Annotated in this window: 17 protein-coding genes; 7 read left to right on the top strand and 10 right to left on the bottom strand. The window is 66.3% G+C overall.

Annotation, left to right across the window (positions count from 1 at the left end):
* Positions 1 to 84: 84 nt before the first annotated feature.
* The 4 genes from KSS93_RS14930 to KSS93_RS14945 all read right to left on the bottom strand — a co-directional run bounded on the left by KSS93_RS14930 (position 85) and on the right by KSS93_RS14945 (position 4,072).
* On the bottom strand, positions 85 to 1,083 hold the full coding sequence (locus KSS93_RS14930) for a transketolase family protein (protein WP_217884766.1): 999 nt from the start codon (positions 1,081 to 1,083) through the stop codon (positions 85 to 87).
* Positions 1,080 to 1,928 carry a transketolase gene (locus KSS93_RS14935; protein WP_217884767.1) on the bottom strand — a complete coding sequence of 283 codons (849 nt, stop codon included), beginning with the start codon at positions 1,926 to 1,928 and terminating at the stop codon, positions 1,080 to 1,082. Before KSS93_RS14935 ends, KSS93_RS14930 begins: the two co-directional genes overlap by 4 nt.
* Before the next feature lie 20 nt (positions 1,929 to 1,948).
* Positions 1,949 to 3,247, bottom strand: a complete 1,299-nt coding sequence (locus tag KSS93_RS14940; protein ID WP_217884768.1) for an MFS transporter — start codon at positions 3,245 to 3,247, stop codon at positions 1,949 to 1,951.
* A 75-nt stretch (positions 3,248 to 3,322) separates the two neighbouring features.
* Complete coding sequence (locus KSS93_RS14945; RefSeq protein WP_217884769.1) at positions 3,323 to 4,072, bottom strand: SDR family NAD(P)-dependent oxidoreductase; 750 nt, start codon at positions 4,070 to 4,072, stop codon at positions 3,323 to 3,325.
* Positions 4,073 to 4,268: 196 nt separating this feature from the next.
* Here KSS93_RS14945 and KSS93_RS14950 point away from each other — a divergent pair, with 196 nt between their 5' ends.
* From KSS93_RS14950 to KSS93_RS14960, 3 genes are all read left to right on the top strand, one after another.
* Positions 4,269 to 5,189 (top strand): LysR substrate-binding domain-containing protein, encoded by a 921-nt coding sequence (locus tag KSS93_RS14950; RefSeq protein WP_217884770.1) that lies wholly within the window; start codon positions 4,269 to 4,271, stop codon positions 5,187 to 5,189.
* Between the two features lie 401 nt (positions 5,190 to 5,590).
* The gene (gene sodC / locus KSS93_RS14955; protein WP_217884771.1) at positions 5,591 to 6,106 is read left to right on the top strand and encodes a superoxide dismutase family protein; all 516 of its coding nucleotides are present in this window, start codon (positions 5,591 to 5,593) and stop codon (positions 6,104 to 6,106) included.
* Between the two features lie 401 nt (positions 6,107 to 6,507).
* Complete coding sequence (locus KSS93_RS14960; RefSeq protein WP_217884772.1) at positions 6,508 to 7,413, top strand: LysR family transcriptional regulator; 906 nt, start codon at positions 6,508 to 6,510, stop codon at positions 7,411 to 7,413.
* Positions 7,414 to 7,681: 268 nt separating this feature from the next.
* Here KSS93_RS14960 and KSS93_RS14965 read toward each other — a convergent pair whose 3' ends face one another.
* A complete protein-coding gene (locus tag KSS93_RS14965; RefSeq protein WP_217839045.1) occupies positions 7,682 to 8,098 on the bottom strand; it encodes a RidA family protein in 417 nt (138 codons plus the stop codon).
* The gene (locus KSS93_RS14970; RefSeq protein ID WP_217884773.1) at positions 8,098 to 9,414 is read right to left on the bottom strand and encodes a flavin-containing monooxygenase; all 1,317 of its coding nucleotides are present in this window, start codon (positions 9,412 to 9,414) and stop codon (positions 8,098 to 8,100) included. Before KSS93_RS14970 ends, KSS93_RS14965 begins: the two co-directional genes overlap by 1 nt.
* Positions 9,415 to 9,693: 279 nt before the next feature.
* Here KSS93_RS14970 and KSS93_RS14975 point away from each other — a divergent pair, with 279 nt between their 5' ends.
* Both KSS93_RS14975 and argE read left to right on the top strand, forming a co-directional pair.
* Positions 9,694 to 10,371, top strand: a complete 678-nt coding sequence (locus tag KSS93_RS14975; RefSeq protein WP_217884774.1) for a DUF1028 domain-containing protein — start codon at positions 9,694 to 9,696, stop codon at positions 10,369 to 10,371.
* The gene (gene argE / locus KSS93_RS14980) at positions 10,364 to 11,524 is read left to right on the top strand and encodes an acetylornithine deacetylase (RefSeq protein ID WP_217884775.1); all 1,161 of its coding nucleotides are present in this window, start codon (positions 10,364 to 10,366) and stop codon (positions 11,522 to 11,524) included. Before KSS93_RS14975 ends, argE begins: the two co-directional genes overlap by 8 nt.
* 114 nt (positions 11,525 to 11,638) lie before the next feature.
* Here the strand turns inward: argE and KSS93_RS14985 are convergent, their stop codons facing one another.
* The 4 genes from KSS93_RS14985 to KSS93_RS15000 form a co-directional block, all read right to left on the bottom strand.
* Entirely contained in the window at positions 11,639 to 13,141 is a 1,503-nt protein-coding gene (locus KSS93_RS14985) for an amino acid permease (RefSeq protein WP_217884776.1), read from the bottom strand.
* 198 nt (positions 13,142 to 13,339) lie between these two features.
* Positions 13,340 to 14,608, bottom strand: coding sequence for a carbohydrate porin (locus KSS93_RS14990; protein WP_217884777.1), 1,269 nt, complete (start codon positions 14,606 to 14,608; stop codon positions 13,340 to 13,342).
* A gap of 126 nt (positions 14,609 to 14,734) precedes the next feature.
* Entirely contained in the window at positions 14,735 to 17,140 is a 2,406-nt protein-coding gene (locus tag KSS93_RS14995; protein WP_217884778.1) for a glucose/quinate/shikimate family membrane-bound PQQ-dependent dehydrogenase, read from the bottom strand.
* A gap of 228 nt (positions 17,141 to 17,368) precedes the next feature.
* Positions 17,369 to 17,698 carry a cupin domain-containing protein gene (locus KSS93_RS15000; protein WP_217884779.1) on the bottom strand — a complete coding sequence of 110 codons (330 nt, stop codon included), beginning with the start codon at positions 17,696 to 17,698 and terminating at the stop codon, positions 17,369 to 17,371.
* 73 nt (positions 17,699 to 17,771) lie between these two features.
* On the opposite strand from KSS93_RS15000, the gene KSS93_RS15005 reads away from it, so the two are divergent.
* Positions 17,772 to 18,671, top strand: a complete 900-nt coding sequence (locus KSS93_RS15005; RefSeq protein WP_217884780.1) for a LysR family transcriptional regulator — start codon at positions 17,772 to 17,774, stop codon at positions 18,669 to 18,671.
* A 105-nt stretch (positions 18,672 to 18,776) separates the two neighbouring features.
* Positions 18,777 to 19,976: an MFS transporter gene (locus KSS93_RS15010; RefSeq protein WP_217884781.1), complete on the top strand. Its 1,200-nt coding sequence runs from the start codon at positions 18,777 to 18,779 to the stop codon at positions 19,974 to 19,976.
* Positions 19,977 to 19,980 lie beyond the last annotated feature (4 nt).

The following is a 19,980-nucleotide window of genomic DNA, read 5'->3' on the forward strand; positions in this document are numbered from 1 at the left end:
CGGGCAAGCCCGCTCCCACAGGTCCTCGCTAAATCAATGAGTTGTGTGCAGTTCTACGAGAGCCGGCTTGCCGGCGATGGGGCCCTACAGCCAGCCTTTGACCTGGCGCGCCACCGCCTCGGTGGAGATGCCATAGCGGTCATGCAAGGTCGGCAACGCCCCGGCATCGAGGAACGCATCGGGCAGGGCGATCTGGCGGAAGGTCGGGGTCACGCCGTTGCGCAGCAACACCCCGGCTACCGCCTCGCCCAACCCGCCGACGATCGAATGGTTCTCGGCGGTGACCACCAGCCGCCCGGGCTTGCGCGCCTCGGCCAGAATCGTCGCCTCGTCCAGCGGCTTGATGGTCGGTACGTGCAGCACCGACACGTCCACGCCGTCCTTGTGCAGCAGCTCAGCCGCCTCCAGCGCGCGCATGGTCATCAGCCCGCTGGCGATCAGCAGCACATCGCGCCCGCCACGCAGCACCTGGGCCTTGCCCAGCTGGAAGCGGTAGTCGTAGCGGTCCAGCACCAGCGGCACGTTGCCGCGCAGCAGGCGCATGTACACCGGGCCCTGGTGGGCGGCGATAGCCGGCACGGCCTGCTCGATTTCCAGCGCATCGCACGGGTCGACGATCATCAGGTTGGGCATGGCGCGCATGATCGCCAGGTCGTCGGTGGCCTGGTGGCTGGGGCCGTAGCCGGTGGTCAGGCCGGGCAGGCCGCAGACGATCTTGACGTTGAGGTTCTCCTCGGCGATGGCCATGCAGATGAAGTCGTAGGCCCGCCGCGAGGCGAACACCGCATAGGTGGTGGCGAACGGCGTCAGGCCCTCGCGGGCCATGCCGGCGGCGGCGCTCATCAACAGCTGCTCGGCCATGCCCATCTGGTAGAAGCGCTCGGGGTGGGCCTTGGCGAAGATGTGCAGGTCGGTGTACTTGGACAAGTCAGCGCTCAGGCCGACGATGTCCTGGCGCTGCTCGGCCAGCGCCGCCAGGGCGTGGCCGAACGGTGCGGGGCGGGTAGGTTGGCCTTCGGCGGCGATGGAGGCGATCATCGCCGAGGTGGTCAGGCGTTTCTTTTCGGTGGCTTGGCTGTTCATGCGTGGCTCCCGGCGTCCAGTGCTTGCAGGGCAAGTTCCCATTCGTGTTCGTCGACGCGGATGAAGTGGGTTTTGTCGCGGTTCTCGAGAAACGGCACGCCCTTGCCCATGCGCGTGTCGCAAATGATCACCCGCGGTTGCGCGCCGGTATGTGCGCGGGCCTGGTCGAAGGCTTGTACCAAAGCGGCCAGGTCGTTGCCGTCGACCCGCTGCACATGCCAGCCGAAGGCCTGCCAGCGGTCGACGATGGGCTCGAAGGCCAGCACCTCGCTGGAGTGGCCGTCGGCCTGCTGGTTGTTCACATCGACGATGGCGATCAGGTTGTCCAGGCGCCAGTGGCTGGCCGACATCACCGCCTCCCAGGTGGAGCCTTCGTTCAGCTCGCCGTCCGACAGCAGGTTGTACACCCAGCTGTCCGAGCCTTTGCGCTTGAGCCCCAGGCACGCGCCGACGGCGATGCCCAGGCCATGGCCCAGCGAGCCACCGGTGATTTCCATGCCGGGGGTGTAGGCGGCCATGCCCGACATGGGCAGGCGGCTGTCGTCGCTGCCGTAGGTTTCGAGTTCATCCTCGGGGATGACCCCGGCTTCGATCAGCGCAGCGTACAGGGCGATGGCGTAGTGGCCGATGGACAGATAAAAACGGTCGCGCTGCTCCCACTCGGGGTTGCCTGGGTCCATGCGCAGGGCGTGGAAGTAGGCCACGGCAAGCAGGTCGGCAGCGCCCAGGGCCTGGCCGATATAGCCCTGGCCCTGGACCTGGCCCATGCGCAGGGCATGGCGACGGATATTGTGGGCGCGCGCAGCCAGGGGCCGCGCACCCGGGGTAGCGGGTACGGTGTTCATGGGTGACTCCTTGGGGGGAATTAACGGTTGACCAGGCTTGCCGGTACGCGGAACACCAGCAGGGCACCGAACACCAGCACGGCGGTGATCAGGTACATGCCGACGGCATTGCTGCCCAGGCTGCTGGTGACCCAGCCGATGAGAAACGGCGAGCAGAACCCGGCCAGGTTCGCGAAGCTGTTCACCGCAGCGATGCCGGCGGCGGCCGATACACCGCCAAGCAGCGTGGTGGGCAGCATCCAGAACAGCGACGAAGCCGAGAGAATGCCGGCCGCGGCCAGGCACAGGCTCAGGATCGACAGGCTCAGGTGGCTGGCGAACAGCGCCGCCAGGGTCAGGCCGAGGGCGCCGGCCAGCATCGGGATCGCCAGGTGCCAGCGCCGTTCGCGGTGGCGGTCGCCGCTGCGCCCGGCCAACAGCATGGCGCCGATGGCGCAGCAGTAGGGCAGGCTGGTGAGCAGGCCGATGTGCAGCGGCTCGGCCACCCCGGCGTTGCGCACCAGGGTCGGCAGCCAGAAGGTGATGGCGTACTGGCCCATGACCACGCAAAAGTAGATGCCCGCCAGCAGCCACAGGCGCCGGTCGCGAATGAAGTCGCCCACCGAGCCGTGCTGCACCTTGTGCTGTTCGTCCTCGGCCAGCTCCTTGCGCACCAGGGCTTTTTCATCGTCGCTGAGCCAGTGGGCCTGCTCGACGCCGTCCTTCAGGTAGCTGAGTACCAAGAAGCCCACCAGCACCGTAGGCAGCGCTTCGAGCACGAACATCCACTGCCAGCCGGCCCAGCCGTGCACCCCGGCGAAGCGCTCCATGATCCAGCCCGACAGCGGCCCGCCGAGCATGCCCGACAGCGGGATGGCGATGAACCACAGGGCGGTCATCTTCGCCCGCCGGTAGGAGGGGAACCAGTAGGTCAGGTACAGCAGCAGGCCCGGCGCCAGGCCTGCTTCGGCCACACCGAGGAAGAAGCGCAGTACATAGAACTGCCAGGCGGTCTCGACAAAGGCGAACAGCGCCGAAATCAGGCCCCAGGTGATCATGATGCGGGCGATCCAGCGCCGCGCGCCGACCTTGTGCAGGATGATGTTGCTGGGCACCTCGCACAGGAAGTAGCCAATGAAGAACATCCCGGCGCCCAGGCCGTACACGGCCTCGGACAGTGCCAGGTCGTCCATCATCTGCAGCTTGGCGAAGCCGACGTTGACCCGGTCGAGGTAGGCGCACAGGTAACACAGCATGAGAAACGGCATCAGCCGCCAGGCCGTCTTGCGGTAGGCATTGCTGCGCGCGGCCGAGGCCGCGTCGAGGGTAAGGGTGGTCATGTCGATCTGATCTCTTGTTGTTATCGATTGCCCCGCCGTGGCGGGGCTCAGATGCGAAACATCGTGGTTTGCCGCTTAGTGGATCAGCATGCCCCCGTTGACGTCCAGGGTAATGCCGGTGAGGTAGCTGGACAGGTCGCTGGCCAGAAACAGCGCGGCGTTGGCCACGTCGCGCGCCTCGCCCAGGCGGCCCAGGGGGATGGCGTCGATGATGGCGTGGCGGCGCTCGTCGTGCATCAGGCCGCCGGTGATATCGGTGTGGATCAAGCCCGGGGTGATGGCGTTGACCCGCACGTTGTCCGGGCCCAGCTCGCGGGCCATGGCCTTGCCCAGGCCGAGCACGGCGGCCTTGGCGGCGCTGTAGTGGGGGCCGCCGAAAATGCCGCCGCCACGCTGCGCCGACACCGACGACATGCAGATGATGCTGCCCGAGCGCTGGGCGCGCATGCCGGGGATTACCGCCTGGGACATCAGCAGGGTGCCGCGCAGGTTGACGTCGAGGATGCGGTCGTAGTCCTTGCCGGTGATCTCCAGGGTTTTCACCGGCTGGGTGATGCCGGCGTTGTTCACCAGCACGTCGATGCGACCGTAGTGCGCCAGCACCTGGGCCACGGCGTCGCGCACCTGGGCCTCGTCGGCGACATTGGCGGCCAGGCCCAGGTGACCTTCGCCCAAGTCGCTTGCCGCGGCGCGGGCGGCGGTCAGGTCGAGGTCGAGGATGGCCACCTTGGCGCCGTGGGCGGCAAAGGCCTGGGCGGTGGCGCGGCCGATACCGCGGGCAGAGGCGGCGCCGGTGACGATTGCGATCTTGCCTTCAAGTAGCATGAGGGTGCTCCGAATGATTGTTGTTGTGAGCAGCGGCCTGGGTAGGGCCGATGGGCACAGCTTGGTCCGCGCACCGGGGGCGGGCAACGCCGTGCCATTCAGCCTATGCTGAAAAAAATTCAGCACTGGGCAGGTGCGGCGCACTGCGGCAGAGTAGTGCGCCGCCTTCCAGGCCCCATTTCATGCAGGTAGCCCGATGAGCCACGACCCCGGCAAGAAGCCTTTGCAACTGCCACCGTTGAAAGCGATTCAGGCCTTCGAGCAGGCCGCGCGTTTTGGCAACGTCGCCCGCGCCGCCGAACAGCTCAACCTCACGCCCTCGGCGGTCAGCCACCAGATCGCCAACCTGGAGGCGCTGATCGGCCGGCCGTTGTTTCTGCGCACGGCCAAGGGGGTCAGCCTGACCCCGGCCGGTGAGCAGTACCTGCGCGAGGTGTCCGGCTTGCTGCAAAGCCTGGCCGTTGCTACCGAACGGGCTGGCAGCGCGGTGGGCTTCGACTGCCTGCGCCTGCATGCGGCGCCGAGTTTTGGCCTGCTGTGGCTGCTGCCGCGCCTGGAGCGCTTTCGCGCCAGCCACCCGGATATCCAGATCAACCTGTCGTGCTCGTACGAGGCGCTGCATTTTGGCCGCCACCAGATCGACGTCGACATACGCCACGGCTACCCCAACTGGCCGAGCCTTGAGGTGCGCACCATCCGCCACGAACAGGCCACGGTGCTGGCAGCGCCGGCGCTGCTGGCACGTCAGCCGATCCTGCAGCCTGCCGATTTGCTCGGGCATAACCTGATCTTGTCGGAAGCGGCGCTGGTGCAGTGGCCGCAGTGGTTCGCCCAGCAAGGGGTGTCGCTGCCCCAGGCGCCCTTTGCGCTGAGCTTCGACCGTTCGTACATGAGCCTGGAGGCGGCCAGCCATGGCTACGGGCTGGCGCTGGAAAGCTCGTTGCTGGCCCAGGACTACATCGAGCGCGGGCAACTGGTGCCGGTGTTTGGCGGCGAGCGGGTGAGCCCGGTCAGCGCCCATCACCTGGTGTTCCCCAGGGGGCATGCAGAGTTGCCGCGGGTTCGGCGGTTTCTGGACTGGATGCAGGGGCAACTGGGGCACGATTTCAGTTATTGAGGGGCAGTACCGGCAAGCTGATGAAGTCGGGTTCCCCTGTAGGAGATCACCCAGCCCTTCGGGCTGCGCTGTCGCGCAGAGAACTGGTCTCGCAGATGCGCCACGGTCTCTGTGGGAAGCGGCCTTGCCGGGGCGCCGTCCGGTTGAGATGGGCTGCGCAGCAGCCCCGGCAATTTTGCATGAGGCCGAGATCTTGGGGGCGCTTCGCGCCCCATCGCGACACAAGGCCGCTTCCCACGGGAACCGTGTTAAATCAATGAGTTGTAGTTTGTTCTATGAGAGCCGGCTTGCCGGCGATAGGGCCATTACAGGCAAATCCGATGGAATCGCCACACCTGGGCAGCAGTCACAGCTGTCATGCAGGCACGACGCCTGACTGACCCCGACCCAGGAGAACCACCATGAAAGCAGTGCTCTTCACCGCCTTGCTGGCCGCAGCCGGCATGGCCCAGGCCGCCGACAAAGTCGAACTGAAACTGGCCGGCCCCGACGGCCCGGGCAAGCCCATCGGTACCGTCAGCATCGAGCAGAACAAATACGGCACGCTGCTCACCCCCGACCTCAAGGATCTGCCACCCGGCGTGCATGGCTTTCACTTGCACCAGAAGCCTTCGTGCGCCACTGCCGAAGAAGATGGCAAGACGATACCCGCAGGTGCAGCGGGCGGGCATTGGGACCCGGACTCGAGCAATGCCCACAAGGGCCCTTATGACGACAGCGGCCACCGCGGCGACCTGCCGGCGCTGTACGTAGGCGCTGACGGCAAGGCCACCCATCCGGTGCTGGCGCCGCGTCTGAAGGCCAGCGATTTCAAGGGGCATGCGCTGATGGTGCATGCGGGGGGCGACAACCACAGTGACCACCCTGAGAAGCTCGGTGGTGGTGGTGACCGGGTAGCGTGCGGGGTGGTGCAGTAGGGCTGCTGGCCCTGTCGCCGGCAAGCCGGTTCTCATAGAACTGCACACAACTCCTTGATTTAGCAGGGTCCTGTGGGAGCGGGCTTGCCCGCGAAGCAGGCGACGCGGTGCCTGGCACCGGCTTCGCCGGTGTTCGCGGGCAAGCCCGCTCCCACAGGGGCCGCGGCGGCTTCGTGCCCAGTTCCCTGCGCGACAGCGCAGCCCGAAAGGGCTGGGTGATCTCCTACAGAAGAGCGCAGGTTTCGTGGCCGACGCATTTGCTGTAGGCGTCGGCCTGCCGGCGATAGGGCCCTAGCAGAAATATCCTCAAGCCATAGGCAAATCCTCGCTCCACCAGGCACCGGCGCCCGGTAAAGTGGCAGCAAAATCCCAAGGCGCGCGCAGCGCCAGCGAGGTACCCCGTGGCTTCCTACACCCTGCGTCAACTCAAGTATTTCGTCACCACCGTCGAGGCCGGCAGCGTTGCCGAGGCCTCGCGCCAGCTGTACATCGCCCAGCCGTCGATCTCCACGGCGATCAAGAGCCTGGAAGAAAGCTTCGGCGTGCAGCTGTTCATCCGTCACCACGCCCAGGGCGTGTCGCTGACCCCCAGCGGCAAGCGCTTCTACGCCAAAACCCGTTCGCTGCTGCAGATGGCCCACGAGTTCGAGCAGAACGCCCTGGCCGACAACGACACCGTGGCCGGGCATATCGACATCGGCTGCTTCGAAACCGTCGCACCGTTGTACCTGCCGCGGCTGATCGCAGGCTTTCGCGAGCGTTATCCGGGGGTGGATATTCGCCTGCGTGACGGTGAGCAGCAGGAACTGATCCAGGGCCTGACCGCTGGCACCTTCGATCTGGCGTTTTTATATGACCACGACCTGGATGGCACCATCGAAGCCGAGCCGCTGATGCCGGCGCAAAAGCCCTACGTGCTGCTGCCGGAAAAACACCGCTTTGCCGGGCAGGCCCAGGTGTCGCTGCGCGACCTGTGCCCGGAGCCGATGATCCTGCTGGACGTGGCGCCCAGCCGTACCTACTTCGTCAGCCTGTTCAACGAGCTGGGGCTGACCCCTAACATCGTCTTCAGCTCGCCGTCGATCGAGATGGTGCGCGGCATGGTGGGGCAGGGGTTCGGGTTTTCGCTGCTGGTGACCCGGCCGCATTCGGAATACACCTACGACGGCCAGCGCCTGGTGATGGTGGACATCGCCGAGCCGGTGGCGTTGTCAGGGCTGGCAGCGGCGCACCTGAAGCGGGTGCAGTTGACCAAGCCTGCGCAGTTGTTCGTGGAGTTTTGCCGCGAAGAGTTGGCGAAGTTCTGAAAACAGCATCGCCGGCAAGCCGGCTCTCATAGAACAAACTACAAGCTATTGATTTAACACGGTTCCCGTGGGAAGCGGCCCCAAGGCCTCAGCCTCATGCAAAATTGCAGGGGCTGCTGCGCAGCCCATCGCGACACAAGGCCGCTTCCCACAGGGGCCGCAGTACATCTGCGAGACTAGTTCTCTGCGCGACCGCGCAGCTCCGAGGGCTGGGTGATCTCCTACAGAGATCCCCTGTGGGAGTCGGCTTGTCGGCGATTGCGGTCGGTCAGGCTTGATCCGGCACTACAGCGATCACATCGATCTCCATCAGCCATTCAGCCTGGGCCAAACCGGCCACCACCAGCCCGGTGGAAATCGGGAACACGCCCTTGAGCCACTTGCCGACTTCCTTGTACACCGGCTCGCGAAAGCGCGGGTCGGTGATGTAGGTGGTGGTCTTGACGATGTGCGACAGGTCCGAGCCTGCCTCTTCGAGCAACTGCTTGACGTTCTTCATCGCCTGCTCGGCCTGCGCCTGGGGGTTGCCCAGGCCCACCAACCGGCCTTCGAAGTCGGTGCCGACCTGGCCGCGCACGTAGATGGTGTTACCGGCCCGCACCGCCTGGCACAGGTCGTTGTCCAGGGTCTGGTTGGGGTAGGTCTCTTTGGTGTTGAACATGCGGATGCGGGTATGGGTAGGCATCAGTGGGCTCCGAGGGTGCTGACGTTGCTGTTCGAGGTGACGGATTCATCCGCTTCGCGCTGCTCGCGGTCGCGGTAGGCCAGGTAGGTGCGTTGCGTGGCGATATGGCCGGCGACGTGCTTGGCGTCGTGCCACACGCCCCAGATGAACGACGAGCCGCGGCGCGACAGCCAGGGCAGGCCGAGGAAGTACACGCCCGGCTCCTTCGCTACACCGCGCTGGTGCTGCGGCTTGCCGTTGGCATCGAAGGTGTCCACCTGCAGCCAGCTGAAGTCCACGCCGTAGCCGGTGGCCCAGATGATGCTGGTGACGCCGGCCTGGGCCAGGTCCAGTTCGCGCAGCGGGTTGCTGACGCAGTCCGGGTCGGCCAGGCGCTGGCGCGCTTGGGGCTCGAGCGGCAGATCCAGGCCGTTGCGCTCGATGTAGGCGTCGGCGGCGTCCAGCAGGGCCAGGTAGTTTTCGTCGCCGCGCTGGATGTTTTCGGCCAGGTTGTCCTGAAAGCGCGCCACGCCGTCTTCGAACGACTGGGTCAGGCCGACCAGGGTCATGCCCTGGTGGGCGAGGGCACGAAAGTCCACGGTGTGCCCGCCTCGGGCGCCGGACACGGCGATGGTCACGTGCTCGCGGCCGGGCTTGGCGATTTCGGCATCCCACTCGCCCAGCACCCCCAGCCACCAGCAGAAGTCGCGGTTGCGATAGGCCCGTGGCGGGCGGTCGTGGGCGCCCACCGACAGGTACACCTGGCGGCCGGCGCGCATCAGTTCTTCGGCGATCTGCACGCCGGACGAGCCGGCACCCACCACCAGCACCGCGCCTTCAGGCAGTTGCTCGGGGTTGAAGTAGGCGGCCGAGTGGATCTGGTGCAGGTGCTGGTCTTTTGGCGCGATGGCCGGGATGACCGGCTTCTGGAACGGGCCGGTGGCAGCCACCACGCGGTTGGCGTGGATCACGCCCTGGTTGGTGTCGATGGTGAAGCCTGGGCGGTCGGCGTTGCGCACCACCTTTTTTACCTCGACGCCGGTGCGCACCGGCAGGTTGTACTTGCGCACGTACCGCTCGAAGTAGTCGGCGACCTGGTCCTTGCCGGCGAAGGCGTCGGCGTCGAGGTCGAATTCCAGCCCCGGGAAGCGGTCGTGCCAGACCGGGCCGTTGGCTACCAGCGAGTCCCAGCGCCCGGTGCGCCAGGCCTCGGCGATGCGGTTGCGTTCCAGTACCAGGTGCGGCACGCCAAGCTTGCTCAGGTGTTCGCTCATGGCCACGCCGGCCTGGCCAGCGCCGACCACCAGGGTGTCGATTTCGTAGTTGTTGAAAGTCATGTCCGAGCCCTTGTTCAGGCGGTTGTTGTCAGGTCGGTTTGGAGGACCGCCGTTGCCTGGGGCCAGACTAGGGACGTGGGGGAAATCGCGAAAATAGTATTTAGCTGGGGCTTGCCGATAAATTGGCGAAGGCTGGTGCACCGCTCCTTAACCCTGCGCTTTACGTGTAGGAGCCCCCAGGGGCCTTAGTTTTTTCCTGCCCAACCCCTCGGAAAATGCTCGTTTCGCCGCTGCCGGGGCTTGCCGAAAATGCAGGCACACCCAGACAGGAGCTGCACCATGACCTTCTCCATCATCGGCCGCTGCCAGGAAACCGGCCAGGTCGGCATCGCCATCAGTTCGTCGAGCATCGCCGTGGGCGCCCGCTGCCCCTGGGTGCGCGCCGGGGTGGGGGCGGTATCGACGCAGAACATCACCCTGCCGGCCCTTGGTCCGCAGATACTCGATGCCCTGGAGCAGGGCCAACTGCCGCCCGCCGCAGCGCTGGACCGGGTGCTCAGCGCCAACGGCTGGAGCGAATACCGCCAGGTCACGGTGATCGACAGCCAGGGCCAGGTGGCGCTGTTCACTGGCAAGCAGGCACTGGGCGTGCACAACGCGGTGGCCGGCGAGCAATGCGCGGCGGCCGGCAACCTGCTGTCGTCCCAGGCGGTGATCGAAGCCATGGTGGCGGCCTTCGAGCAGGCCGGCGGGCACCTGGCCGACCGCCTGCTGGCGGCCATGCACGCGGCCATGGCCGCCGGTGGCGAGGCAGGTCCGGTGCACTCGGCGGCGCTGAAGATTGCCGGTGAGCACATCTGGCCGCTGGTGGACCTGCGGGTGGACTGGGCCGAGCATGACCCGATCGGCGAGCTGGACACGCTGTGGCAGGCCTACCGCCCGCAGATGCAGGACTACGTGACCCGCGCACTCAACCCCACCGCCGCACCCAGCTACGGGGTGCCGGGTGATGAGTGAATGGCAAAGCCGCGCGCTGCTGCAACGTCTGGTGGGTTTTGCCACGGTCAGCCGCGATTCGAACCTTGAGCTTATCGGCTTCATTCGCGATTACCTGGCCGAACAGGGTGTGGCCAGCGAGCTGTTTCTCAACGACGAGGGCACCAAGGCCAACCTGTTCGCCACCATCGGCCCCGGCGACCGGGGCGGGGTGGTGCTTTCGGGGCACACCGACGTGGTGCCGGTAGATGGCCAGGCCTGGACGCTCGAACCGTTCAGCCTGACCGAGCGCGACGGGCGCCTGTACGGGCGTGGCACTGCCGACATGAAGGGCTACATCGCCTGTGTGCTGGCGGCGGTGCCGGCCTTGCTTGCCCAGCCGTTGAAAACCCCGGTGCACCTGGCGTTCTCCTATGACGAGGAAGTCGGCTGCCTGGGTGTGCGCTCGATGCTCGCCGCCCTGCAGCAGCGCCCGCACAAGCCCAGGCTGTGCCTGATCGGCGAGCCCACCGAGCTCAAGCCGGTACTCGGCCACAAGGGCAAGCTGGCGATGCGCTGCCAGGTGCATGGCGCAGCCTGCCACTCGGCCTATTCGCCCTATGGCGTGAATGCCATCGAGTACGCGGCGCGGCTGATCGGCAAGCTGGGCGAAATCGGCGACGAGCTGGCGCAGCCGATGCACCACGACCCGCGCTTCGACCCGCCGTTCAGCACCGTGCAGACCGGGGTGATCAAGGGTGGCCGGGCACTGAACATCGTGCCGGAAGAATGCGCGTTCGACTTCGAAGTGCGTGCCTTGCCAGGCTTTGAGGCCCAGGCTGTGGCCGACCGTCTGCAGACTTATGCCGAAGCCGAGCTGCTGCCGCGCATGCGTGCGGTGAATGCCGGCAGCGACATTCGCCTGCAACCGCTGAGCGCCTACCCGGGGCTGGCGACGCCGGCCGACAGCGAGGCGGCGCGGTTGGTGGCGTTGCTCAGTGGTAGCGACAACTTCGGCACGGTGGCGTTCGGCACCGAGGGCGGCTTGTTCGACCAGGCCGGCATCCCCACCGTGGTGTGCGGGCCGGGCAGCATGGAGCAAGGGCACAAGCCGGATGAATTCGTCAGTGTCGAGCAGTTGCGTGGGTGCGATGCGATGTTGCTGAGGCTGGTGGAGTACCTTCGGCAGGCTTGATCGCGTTGGCTTCTTCGCGGGTAAACCCGCTCCCACAGGTATTCCATCGACGCGCAGTCTTGTGCTGCCCCTGTGGGAGCGGGTTTACCCGCGAAGAGGCCCGCAAGCTGGTAATCAGATCGCGATAGCCCCGCTGGCCAACCCATACACTGCCACCACGGCCCCCAGCACCACCACCGCGAACACCCCCCGCTCGAACCCGCTGAACACCTGGCGCTGCTGCTCTCTGCGCGCCTTGATGTACAACAGCGTCCCCGGCCCGTAGATCACCGCCGACAGCAGCAGGTATTTCATGCCGCCGGCCCACACCATCAGCAGTGCATAGGCCGTGGCCAGTAACGCCACCAGCAGGTCCTTGCCGCGCTCGCCGGCAGCGTTTTCGTAGGTCTCGCGGCTTGCTGCAAGCTTCAGCGCATAGGCCGCCACCAGCAGGTACGGGATCAGCGTCAGCGAGCTGGTCAGCTCCAGTGCCAGGGTGAAGGCGTACTCGGTAAACCAGGTCAGCAGCAAGAACAGCTGCACGAACAGGGTGGTCAGCCACAGTGCCGAGGCCGGCACCTGGTGCGGGTTCTGCCGGGCGAGGAAGGCCGGCATGGCCTGGTCGTGGGCTGCCGAGTACAGCACTTCGGCCGCCAGCAGCGTCCACGACAGGTAGGCGCCCAGCACCGAAATGATCAAGCCGATGCTGATGAAAATTGCCCCCCAGCGCCCGACGATGCTCTCCAGCACGCCCGCCATGGACGGCTGGCGCAGCCCGGCAAGCTCCGGGCGCAGCAGCACGCCGTAGCTGAGCAGGGTGATCAGTACCAGCAGGCACAGTACGCCGACGAAGCCCAGCACCGTGGCGATGCCCACATCGCGGCGGTTGCGGGCGTAGCGCGAATACACGCTGGCGCCTTCGATACCAAGGAACACGAACACCGTCACCAGCATGGTGCTGCGCACCTGCTCGAACAGCGATTCGGCCGGCAGCACCAGCTCGCCTGCGGCGTGGCCGATGCGCCCGTAGTCGTCCAGGTGGGCGAGGTCCGCCGCGTTGCCGGCCATGGGCGTGCCCCAGAAGTTGAGGCTGAACAGCTGGCGGTCGAAAGCCCCCACCAGCACCACGATGAACAACAGGATGGGGATCATCTTCGCCACCGTGGCGATGCTGTTGATCACCGCTGCCTGCTGCACCCCGCGCAGCACCAGAAAGTGGAAGGCCCACAGCAGCAGCGACGACACGGCGATGGCGGCCAGGGTGTTGCCCTCGCCGAATACCGGAAAGAACGCGCCGAGGGTGGATTTGATGAGGATGAAGTAAGACACGTTGCCGATGCAGGTGCCGGCCCAGAAACCGAACGCCGAGGCAAAGCCCAGGTAGCTGCCAAAGCCTGCGCTGGCGTAAGCGTAGATGCCCGAATCGAGGTCGGGGCGCCGGCGCGCGAGGGTTTGAAAAACGAAGGCCAGCATCAGCATGCCGGCGCCTGCGATGCACCAGGCGATGATCGCACCCAGCCCGCCGGTGGCGCGGCCGAAGGTGGCCGGCAGGGAGAAGATCCCGGCACCGACCATCGAGCCCACCACCAGCGCGGTGAGGGCCCAGACGTTCAGTTTGCCATCCGTAGCGGTACCCATGGGCAGCCCTCCGTTGCGTGAAGGCTTGAGTAAAGACCGCTGGGGTTTGAGTTGCCAGTCTGTGTTTGTTGGGGGTAATGCCTTGCTGGAAACCTGGACTATCTCTTGTGGGAAGCGCATAACCTCCATGGCAGCGCCGCATTTGCAGGGGGCGATGGGGCAGAAAAAAGGGCCGCATGGCGGCCCTTCGGGGGTGGTTCAGAAGGTCGCCTTGACCTGCAAGCCTACTACCAGCGCATTGTCGATATCCTTGCCGGAGAACGCCCCCGGTTCGACGATGTATTGCACGTCCGGGCGCAGGTTCAGCCAGGGCGTGGCCTGGTAGCCGTAGCTCAGCTCGATCAATTGCTCGGCGCCGTCGATGTTGGGGAACTGCTGGCCGGCATCGAAGGCTGCGTCTTCCAGTACGTCGCGGCTGCGCGGGTTCTGCACGGCGCGGCCATAACCCAGGGCCACGGTGTCACGCGGGCGGCTGGCGAACGGCTTGTACAGCACCACACCGGTGCCGTACCACTTGGTGAACGGCGAGGCGGCTTCGCTTGAGGCCGAGTACTGGCCGAAGGCGTGCAGGCTGCGGCCCGGCATGGCGGGGTCGTTCCACACTGCCTGGTCGATCAGCAGGTAGTGGCCGCCGCGGCCGGCGACTTCCTTGCTGCTGCCGATGCGCTTGACGTTGGAGCTGTCGTAGTAATAGCCCAGCTTGTACTCGCCCGGCAGCTCACCCTGCAGCTTGTACACCAGCTCCACCGGTACCACGGTGCCGGTGGTGTGCTTGGGGCCCAGGTGCCAGGCGCGGCTGGAGTTGCCGTTGCTTTCGGGGTCGACGTTGAACGCCGCCACGCGCAACTGCCAGGACGGCGAGAAGTCGTACTTGACCCGCGCGCCCAGGTGGGCGTTGGGGTAGTTGGTCCAGCCGCTGCCGCCGGACATGTTGAGCGGGTGGCCACAGAAGCCGGCGTTCATGAAGTTGCACAGGATGCCGCTGTCCAGCCCGCCGAGGTCGTTGCCCATGGCCATGTAGCCGAGCTTGACGTTCAGCGCCGGGGTGAACAGGGTGCGCTCGTAGCTCAGCTCGGTCAGGCGGGTGTACAGGCCGCCGTAGTTTTCCTGGATCGGCAGGCGGTTGCCCACCAGGTCTTCGGAGGCGCTGTTGCCGCGGCGGTCGTTGATGGTCAGCTGGACCTTGCCGCCGTTGTCCAGGCCGTACAACTTCGACAGATCGAACTGCACGCCCAGCTTGATGTTCTGCGAGTAGCGCGCCGAGCGGTGCAGGCCGCCGTGGGTGTTGTAGGCGGTTTCGCCGCTGTAGTCGCCGGTAACCTTGACGCCGTCTTCTTCGAGCTGGTGGCGCAGGCCGCCCCAGTCGCCGGTCAGGGTGTTGCGGGTCATCAGGTCGCCGTCGGCGAGGGCAGTGGTGCTGGCCAGGGCCAGCAGCAGGGTGGGGGTAAGGCGGATTGCGGATGGCATTGCAGAATCTCGGGTTGTCTGTTCGGGCCTCTTCGCGGGCAAGCCCGCCCCCACAGGTACTGCACCGGTTGCCAGGGCAGTGATCATCCTGTGGGAGCGGGCTTGCCCGCGAAGCAGGCGACGCGGTTACGGCAGGGCGTACGAAATCACGTAGTCGCCGCGGTCGGTCGACTGACGCGCGCCGCCGGCGGTGATCACCACGTACTGCTTGCCGGTCTTGGGCGAAACGTAGGTCATCGGGCCGCCCTGGCTGCCCACCGGCAGGCGGGCTTTCCAGATTTCACTGCCGTTGCTGCTGTCGTAGGCACGCAGGTAGAAGTCCTGGGTGCCGGCGATGAACACCAGGCCGCCTTGGGTCGACAGGGTGCCGCCGAGGGTCGGCAGGCCGATCTTGATCGGCAGGTGCATGCGGATACCGAGGGGGCCGGTGTCCTCGACGGTGCCGACCGGTACCTGCCAGGCGATCTGGCGGGTCTTCATGTCGACCGCGGTCAGGGTGCCGAAAGGCGGCGCCTGGCACGGGATGCCGGCCACCGACAGGAAGCGGTTCTTGTTCACCGCATAGGGGGTGCCCTTGAGCGGCACGGCGCCCATGCCGGTGTTCAGCGCTTCGCCGCCACCTGCTGCAGCGCCCTGGTTTTGCGAGGGGATCATCTGGATCCACAGGCCCAGGCGCATGTCGTTGACGAAGATGAAACCATGTACCGGGTCGGTGGAGATGCTGCCCCAGTTCATGCCACCCAGCGAGCCCGGGAAGCTCAGCGACAGGTCGGTGCCCGGTGCGGTGTACAGGCCGTCGTAGCGCATCTTCTTGAAGTCGATGCGGCACAGCAGCTGGTCATACGGGGTTGCGCCCCACATGTCCGACTCGGTCAGGGTCTGAGCGCCGATCTGCGGCATGCCGACCGATTTGGGCTGGGTCGGCGAGTACGGCTCGTTGGGGATGTTGCTTGGCTTGACCGGTACTTCGTCCACCTGCGTCAGCGGCTTGCCGGTGGCGCGGTCGAGCACGTAGATCTGCCCGGCCTTGGTGCCGATCACCACCGCAGGCACGGTTTGGCCGTCGTCCTTGGTGAAGTCGATCAGGCTCGGCTGCATCGGCAGGTCAAAGTCCCACAGGTCGTTGTGCACGGTCTGGTAGACCCACTTCTGGTTGCCGGTGGTGGCGTCCAGGGCCAGCACCGAAGCGCCGTAGGTGTGGTCCAGCTTGTTGCGTTCAACGCCGTAGATGTCGGTGGACGAGGAGCCCATCGGCAGGAACACGGTGTTCATCGCCGGGTCGTAGGACATCGGCGCCCAGCTGTTGGGGGTGCTGCGCACGTAGGTGCTGTTGCCTTCTGGTGCCTTGCGGTCTTCCGGGTTGCCCGGGTCGAAGGCCCAGCGCATTTCGCCGGTGATCACGTCAAAGCCGCGGATCACACCGCCAGGCATGTCGGTTTGCACGTTGTCGGCCACGCGGCCACCCACCACTACCGTGGTGCCGGCCATCAGCGGCGCCGAGGACAACTGGTAGTAGGAGTCCGGCACGTTACCCAGGCCGGCCATCAGGTTGACCTGGCCGTTATTGCCGAAGCCCTGGCAGAACTCACCGGTGTCGGCGTCCACTGCGATCAGGCGGCCGTCGATGGTGTTGGTCAGCAGGCGACGCTGGCAGTTGGCACCCGCCGCTACCGCACCGCCGGTGACCGGCGAGCTGTTCGGCTGGGTGGGTTGGGCAATGGCGGCGGTGGCGTCGAAGTAGGCCATGCCGCGGCAACGCTGCCAGACCTTGGACTGGGCGTTGATTTCGTTCTTCCACAGCTCCTTGCCGGTGTCGGCATTCAGCGCGATCAGGTTGTTGTGCGGGGTGCAGATGAACACCTTGTCGCCGACCTGCAGCGGGGTCAGCTGGTCTTCGGCGCCGTTGCCGTCGCTGATGGCCACGTCACCGGTGTGGTAGGTCCAGGCCACCTGGAGCTTATCGACGTTACTGCGGTTGATCTGGTCGAGCGCGGCGAAGCGGCTGCCACCTTCGGTGTTGCCGTAGTGGGCCCAGTCTTTCTGCTCCTTGCCAGCCTCGACCGGGGTCAGGCCCGGGCCCTTGCCGGTGGGGGCGACGCTTGGGTGGGCGACGAACATGTTGCCGGCGGCAATCGCCAGCACCACGGCCAGCACACCTGCGACACCGTAAGCGCCACGGCTGCGGGTGCCTGCCAGCATCGGGTAGACCAGCGCCACCACCATGCCGATGGCGCCGAACATGAACAGGCGCGAGAACAAAGGCCAGAAGACCAGGCCGGCGTCGGCCAGGGCCCAGATCAGCGTACCGACCAGGAACAGCGCATACAGCCAGGCACCGGCCTTTTTGCGGCATGCGATGAGAATGCCGGCGATGGCCATGGCCAGGCCGCCGACGAGGAAGTACCAGGAACCGCCCAAACCGGCCAGCTTGACGCCGCCGGCGGCCAGGAGCAGGCCGAGCAGGGCGACGATGACGCCCAGGCCGACCAGGATGAATGTGGAGGCGCCAGAGGCGCGCGGGTTGTCTTTCATGCCAGGGATCTCGCAGGTGGAATGCGGCGCAGTTTAAGCCCTTAGCAAGCTAATTAACAAGTTAGTACATTTATTTTCAGGACCGATTGTCGCAGGGCTGAACTTGCCAGGGTGTTGAGAAAATTCTAGATCAAGCGGGGAAATTGTCGCTAAACGGGGTGTTCTTCCAAGCAGAAGGCGGTCGGCGTTTTCATACCAAAGTCGTAAAGCCGGCCCTACAGGGGCGGGTTACGCCTGGTAGAACACCGCCAACCAAACCGTCGCCACCCCGGCTTCGGTCCATTCCACCCGATGCCGGCAATGCGCCGGGATATCCAGGTGGTCCCCTGTGCGCAGTACCCGCGTCTCGCTTTCATGCTCAAGACGCAGCCCGGCGCTGCCGCTGAGCACCACCACCCATTCACCCTCGGGCTGGTCGTACCAGAACCCCGGCGGGCTGGCCTGGCCACTGGAAACGATGCGCTCGATACGCAGGCCCGGGCGGTTGAGCAGGTCGTCGAACTGTTCGGCGGCGTTCGAATCGGGGGCGGGCAGGGCGGTGAACAGGTTGGCGGGCATGGGCGTCTCGGCGATGGTTGATTCCAGGGGCTGATTGTAGGAAGGTTCCCGGCTTTGCCCCACGGAAATTCGCATGGACAAGCTGCTGGCGATCAAGGCGTTCATGGCCACCGTCGAAGCTCAGGGCTTTTCGGCTGCGGCGCGCCGGCAGGGCGTGGCCACCTCGTCGGTGACCCGGCTGGTGGATGCGCTGGAGGCCGAGCTTGGCGCCACCTTGCTCAACCGCTCCACGCGCCAGGTCAGCCTCACCGAGGCCGGCGCCGGTTACTACCAGCGCGCGCGGGACATTCTCGAGGCCCTGGCCGAGGCTGATGCACGGGTGGCCGACCGCGGCGAGGAGCCGGTCGGGGTGTTGCGCCTGAGCCTGCCGGTGGAGTTCGGCCGGCGGGTGATCGCCCCGCACCTGGGGGCGTTCCTGGCGCGCCACCCGGGCCTTGAGCTGGATATCGACCTCAGCGACCGCTTCGACGACCTGCTGGACGGGCGCTACGACCTGAGCATCCGCCTGGGTGAGCCGGCCCCCAGCGACGAACTGGTGTGCAGGCCACTGGGACGTTTCGAGCGTTGGCTGGTGGCAAGCCCCGGCTACCTTGGGCAACGGCCAATGCTTGAGCATCCGCGACAACTGGCCGAATGTGCCTGCCTGCGCTTTCGCTACGGCCAGTCAGCAAGGCCGTGGCGCTTGCGGCGCGACGGCCAGGACCTGGAGTTGGATGTAAGCGGCCCGCTGCGCAGCGCCAATGCCGACCTGCTGCGCGAGGCCGCCATTGCCGGCAGCGGTGTGGCACTGCTGGCTGACTGGCTGGTGCGCGAGGACGTCGAGGCGGCGCGCCTGCAGCGGCTGTTCGGCGACTGGCAGGCCAGCCCGGGTACTGCCAGCGACACCATCAATGCGCTGTACCTGCCCAACCATCGGGGCTCGCGCCGGGTAATGGCGTTCGTGACCTTCTGCGAGGCATTGTTGATGGGTTGAGTTTTGCGTGCAGCGCAACGCCCTGTTGCGTTGGCTGCGGATTCTGCGCAACGCCGGGGTAGGGCACCATGCGCTCACTTCCCCATCCTTGCCGAGGCAACTTTCATGAACCCCTCCCTTGCTGTCGCCCAGCCGCCAGTCCAGGGCCTGAGCCGGGCCCTGGTGACACTGCTGGCGTTCTGCTGCGGCGCCATCGTCGCCAACATCTACTACGCACAACCCATCGTCGGGCTGATCGCCCCGGACCTGGGCCTGAGCGCCGAACACGCCAGCTGGATCGTCTCCCTTACCCAGTTGGGTTACGCCCTGGGCTTGCTGTTGCTGGTACCGCTGGCGGACCTGGTGGAAAACCGCCGGCTGATGATCGCCACTGCCGTGCTGGCCACCGTCAGCCTGTTGCTGGCCGGCACCAGCGGCCATGGCCAGGGCCAGTTGTTTCTGGGGTACGCACTGCTGATCGGTTTCAGTTCGGTGGCGGTACAGATGCTCATCCCCCTGGCTGCGCACCTGGCGCCGGAGCAGCAGCGTGGCCGGGTGGTGGGCAATATCATGGGCGGCCTGCTGCTGGGCATTCTGCTGGCAAGGCCGCTGTCGAGCCTGGTGGCCGACCACTTCGGCTGGCGTGCGGTGTTCATCGGCGCCGCCCTGGTGATGCTGGCGATCATCGTGCTGCTGGCCCTGACCCTGCCGCGCCGGGTGCCTGAGCACAAGGCCAGCTACGGCCAGTTGATGGCTTCGCTGGTGGTGTTGTTGCGCCGCTACCCGCTGCTGCGCCAGCGCTCGCTGTACCAGGCGTTGATGTTTGCCGCCTTCAGCCTGTACTGGACGGCGGTGCCGCTGGCCCTGGCCGGTGAGCACGGCCTGTCGCAAAGCCAGATTGCCCTGTTTGCCCTGGTGGGCGCGGTGGGTGCGGTGGCTGCACCGCTGGCCGGGCGCCTGGCCGATGCCGGGCATGCACGGCGCGGCTCGCTGTTGGCCATGGGCCTGGCGCCGCTGGCCCTGCTGTTGGGCCTGAGCACGCCGGGGGCCGGGGTGATCGGCCTGGGCCTGACCGGGGTGCTGCTGGACTTTGCGGTGCAGATGAACATGGTGATCGGCCAGCGCGAGGTATATGCCCTGGACCCCGCCAGCCGTGGGCGCCTGAACGCGCTGTACATGACCAGCATCTTCCTGGGTGGCGCGGTGGGCTCGGCGCTGGCCAGCCTTGTGTACAGCCATTACGGCTGGAGTGGCGTGGCGGTGGTGGGGGCGGGCGGGCCTGCATTGGCGCTGTTCGTATTCCTGGTGGTATCGCGGCGTAGCTGAACGA

The sequence above is a fragment of the Pseudomonas xanthosomatis genome, assembly GCF_019139835.1.
GTDB lineage: Bacteria > Pseudomonadota > Gammaproteobacteria > Pseudomonadales > Pseudomonadaceae > Aquipseudomonas > Aquipseudomonas fakonensis.

What these genes read in the sequence shown, in the direction of transcription:
- KSS93_RS14930 (WP_217884766.1), bottom strand. Translation starts at nt 1,083, where the DNA reads ATGAACAGCCAAGCCACCGAAAAGAAACGCCTGACCACCTCGGCGATG.
- KSS93_RS14935 (WP_217884767.1), bottom strand. Translation starts at nt 1,928, where the DNA reads ATGAACACCGTACCCGCTACCCCGGGTGCGCGGCCCCTGGCTGCGCGC.
- KSS93_RS14940 (WP_217884768.1), bottom strand. Translation starts at nt 3,247, where the DNA reads ATGACCACCCTTACCCTCGACGCGGCCTCGGCCGCGCGCAGCAATGCC.
- KSS93_RS14945 (WP_217884769.1), bottom strand. Translation starts at nt 4,072, where the DNA reads ATGCTACTTGAAGGCAAGATCGCAATCGTCACCGGCGCCGCCTCTGCC.
- KSS93_RS14950 (WP_217884770.1), top strand. Translation starts at nt 4,269, where the DNA reads ATGAGCCACGACCCCGGCAAGAAGCCTTTGCAACTGCCACCGTTGAAA.
- sodC (WP_217884771.1), top strand. Translation starts at nt 5,591, where the DNA reads ATGAAAGCAGTGCTCTTCACCGCCTTGCTGGCCGCAGCCGGCATGGCC.
- KSS93_RS14965 (WP_217839045.1), bottom strand. Translation starts at nt 8,098, where the DNA reads ATGCCTACCCATACCCGCATCCGCATGTTCAACACCAAAGAGACCTAC.
- KSS93_RS14970 (WP_217884773.1), bottom strand. Translation starts at nt 9,414, where the DNA reads ATGACTTTCAACAACTACGAAATCGACACCCTGGTGGTCGGCGCTGGC.
- KSS93_RS14975 (WP_217884774.1), top strand. Translation starts at nt 9,694, where the DNA reads ATGACCTTCTCCATCATCGGCCGCTGCCAGGAAACCGGCCAGGTCGGC.
- argE (WP_217884775.1), top strand. Translation starts at nt 10,364, where the DNA reads ATGAGTGAATGGCAAAGCCGCGCGCTGCTGCAACGTCTGGTGGGTTTT.
- KSS93_RS14985 (WP_217884776.1), bottom strand. Translation starts at nt 13,141, where the DNA reads ATGGGTACCGCTACGGATGGCAAACTGAACGTCTGGGCCCTCACCGCG.
- KSS93_RS14990 (WP_217884777.1), bottom strand. Translation starts at nt 14,608, where the DNA reads ATGCCATCCGCAATCCGCCTTACCCCCACCCTGCTGCTGGCCCTGGCC.
- KSS93_RS14995 (WP_217884778.1), bottom strand. Translation starts at nt 17,140, where the DNA reads ATGAAAGACAACCCGCGCGCCTCTGGCGCCTCCACATTCATCCTGGTC.
- KSS93_RS15000 (WP_217884779.1), bottom strand. Translation starts at nt 17,698, where the DNA reads ATGCCCGCCAACCTGTTCACCGCCCTGCCCGCCCCCGATTCGAACGCC.
- KSS93_RS15005 (WP_217884780.1), top strand. Translation starts at nt 17,772, where the DNA reads ATGGACAAGCTGCTGGCGATCAAGGCGTTCATGGCCACCGTCGAAGCT.
- KSS93_RS15010 (WP_217884781.1), top strand. Translation starts at nt 18,777, where the DNA reads ATGAACCCCTCCCTTGCTGTCGCCCAGCCGCCAGTCCAGGGCCTGAGC.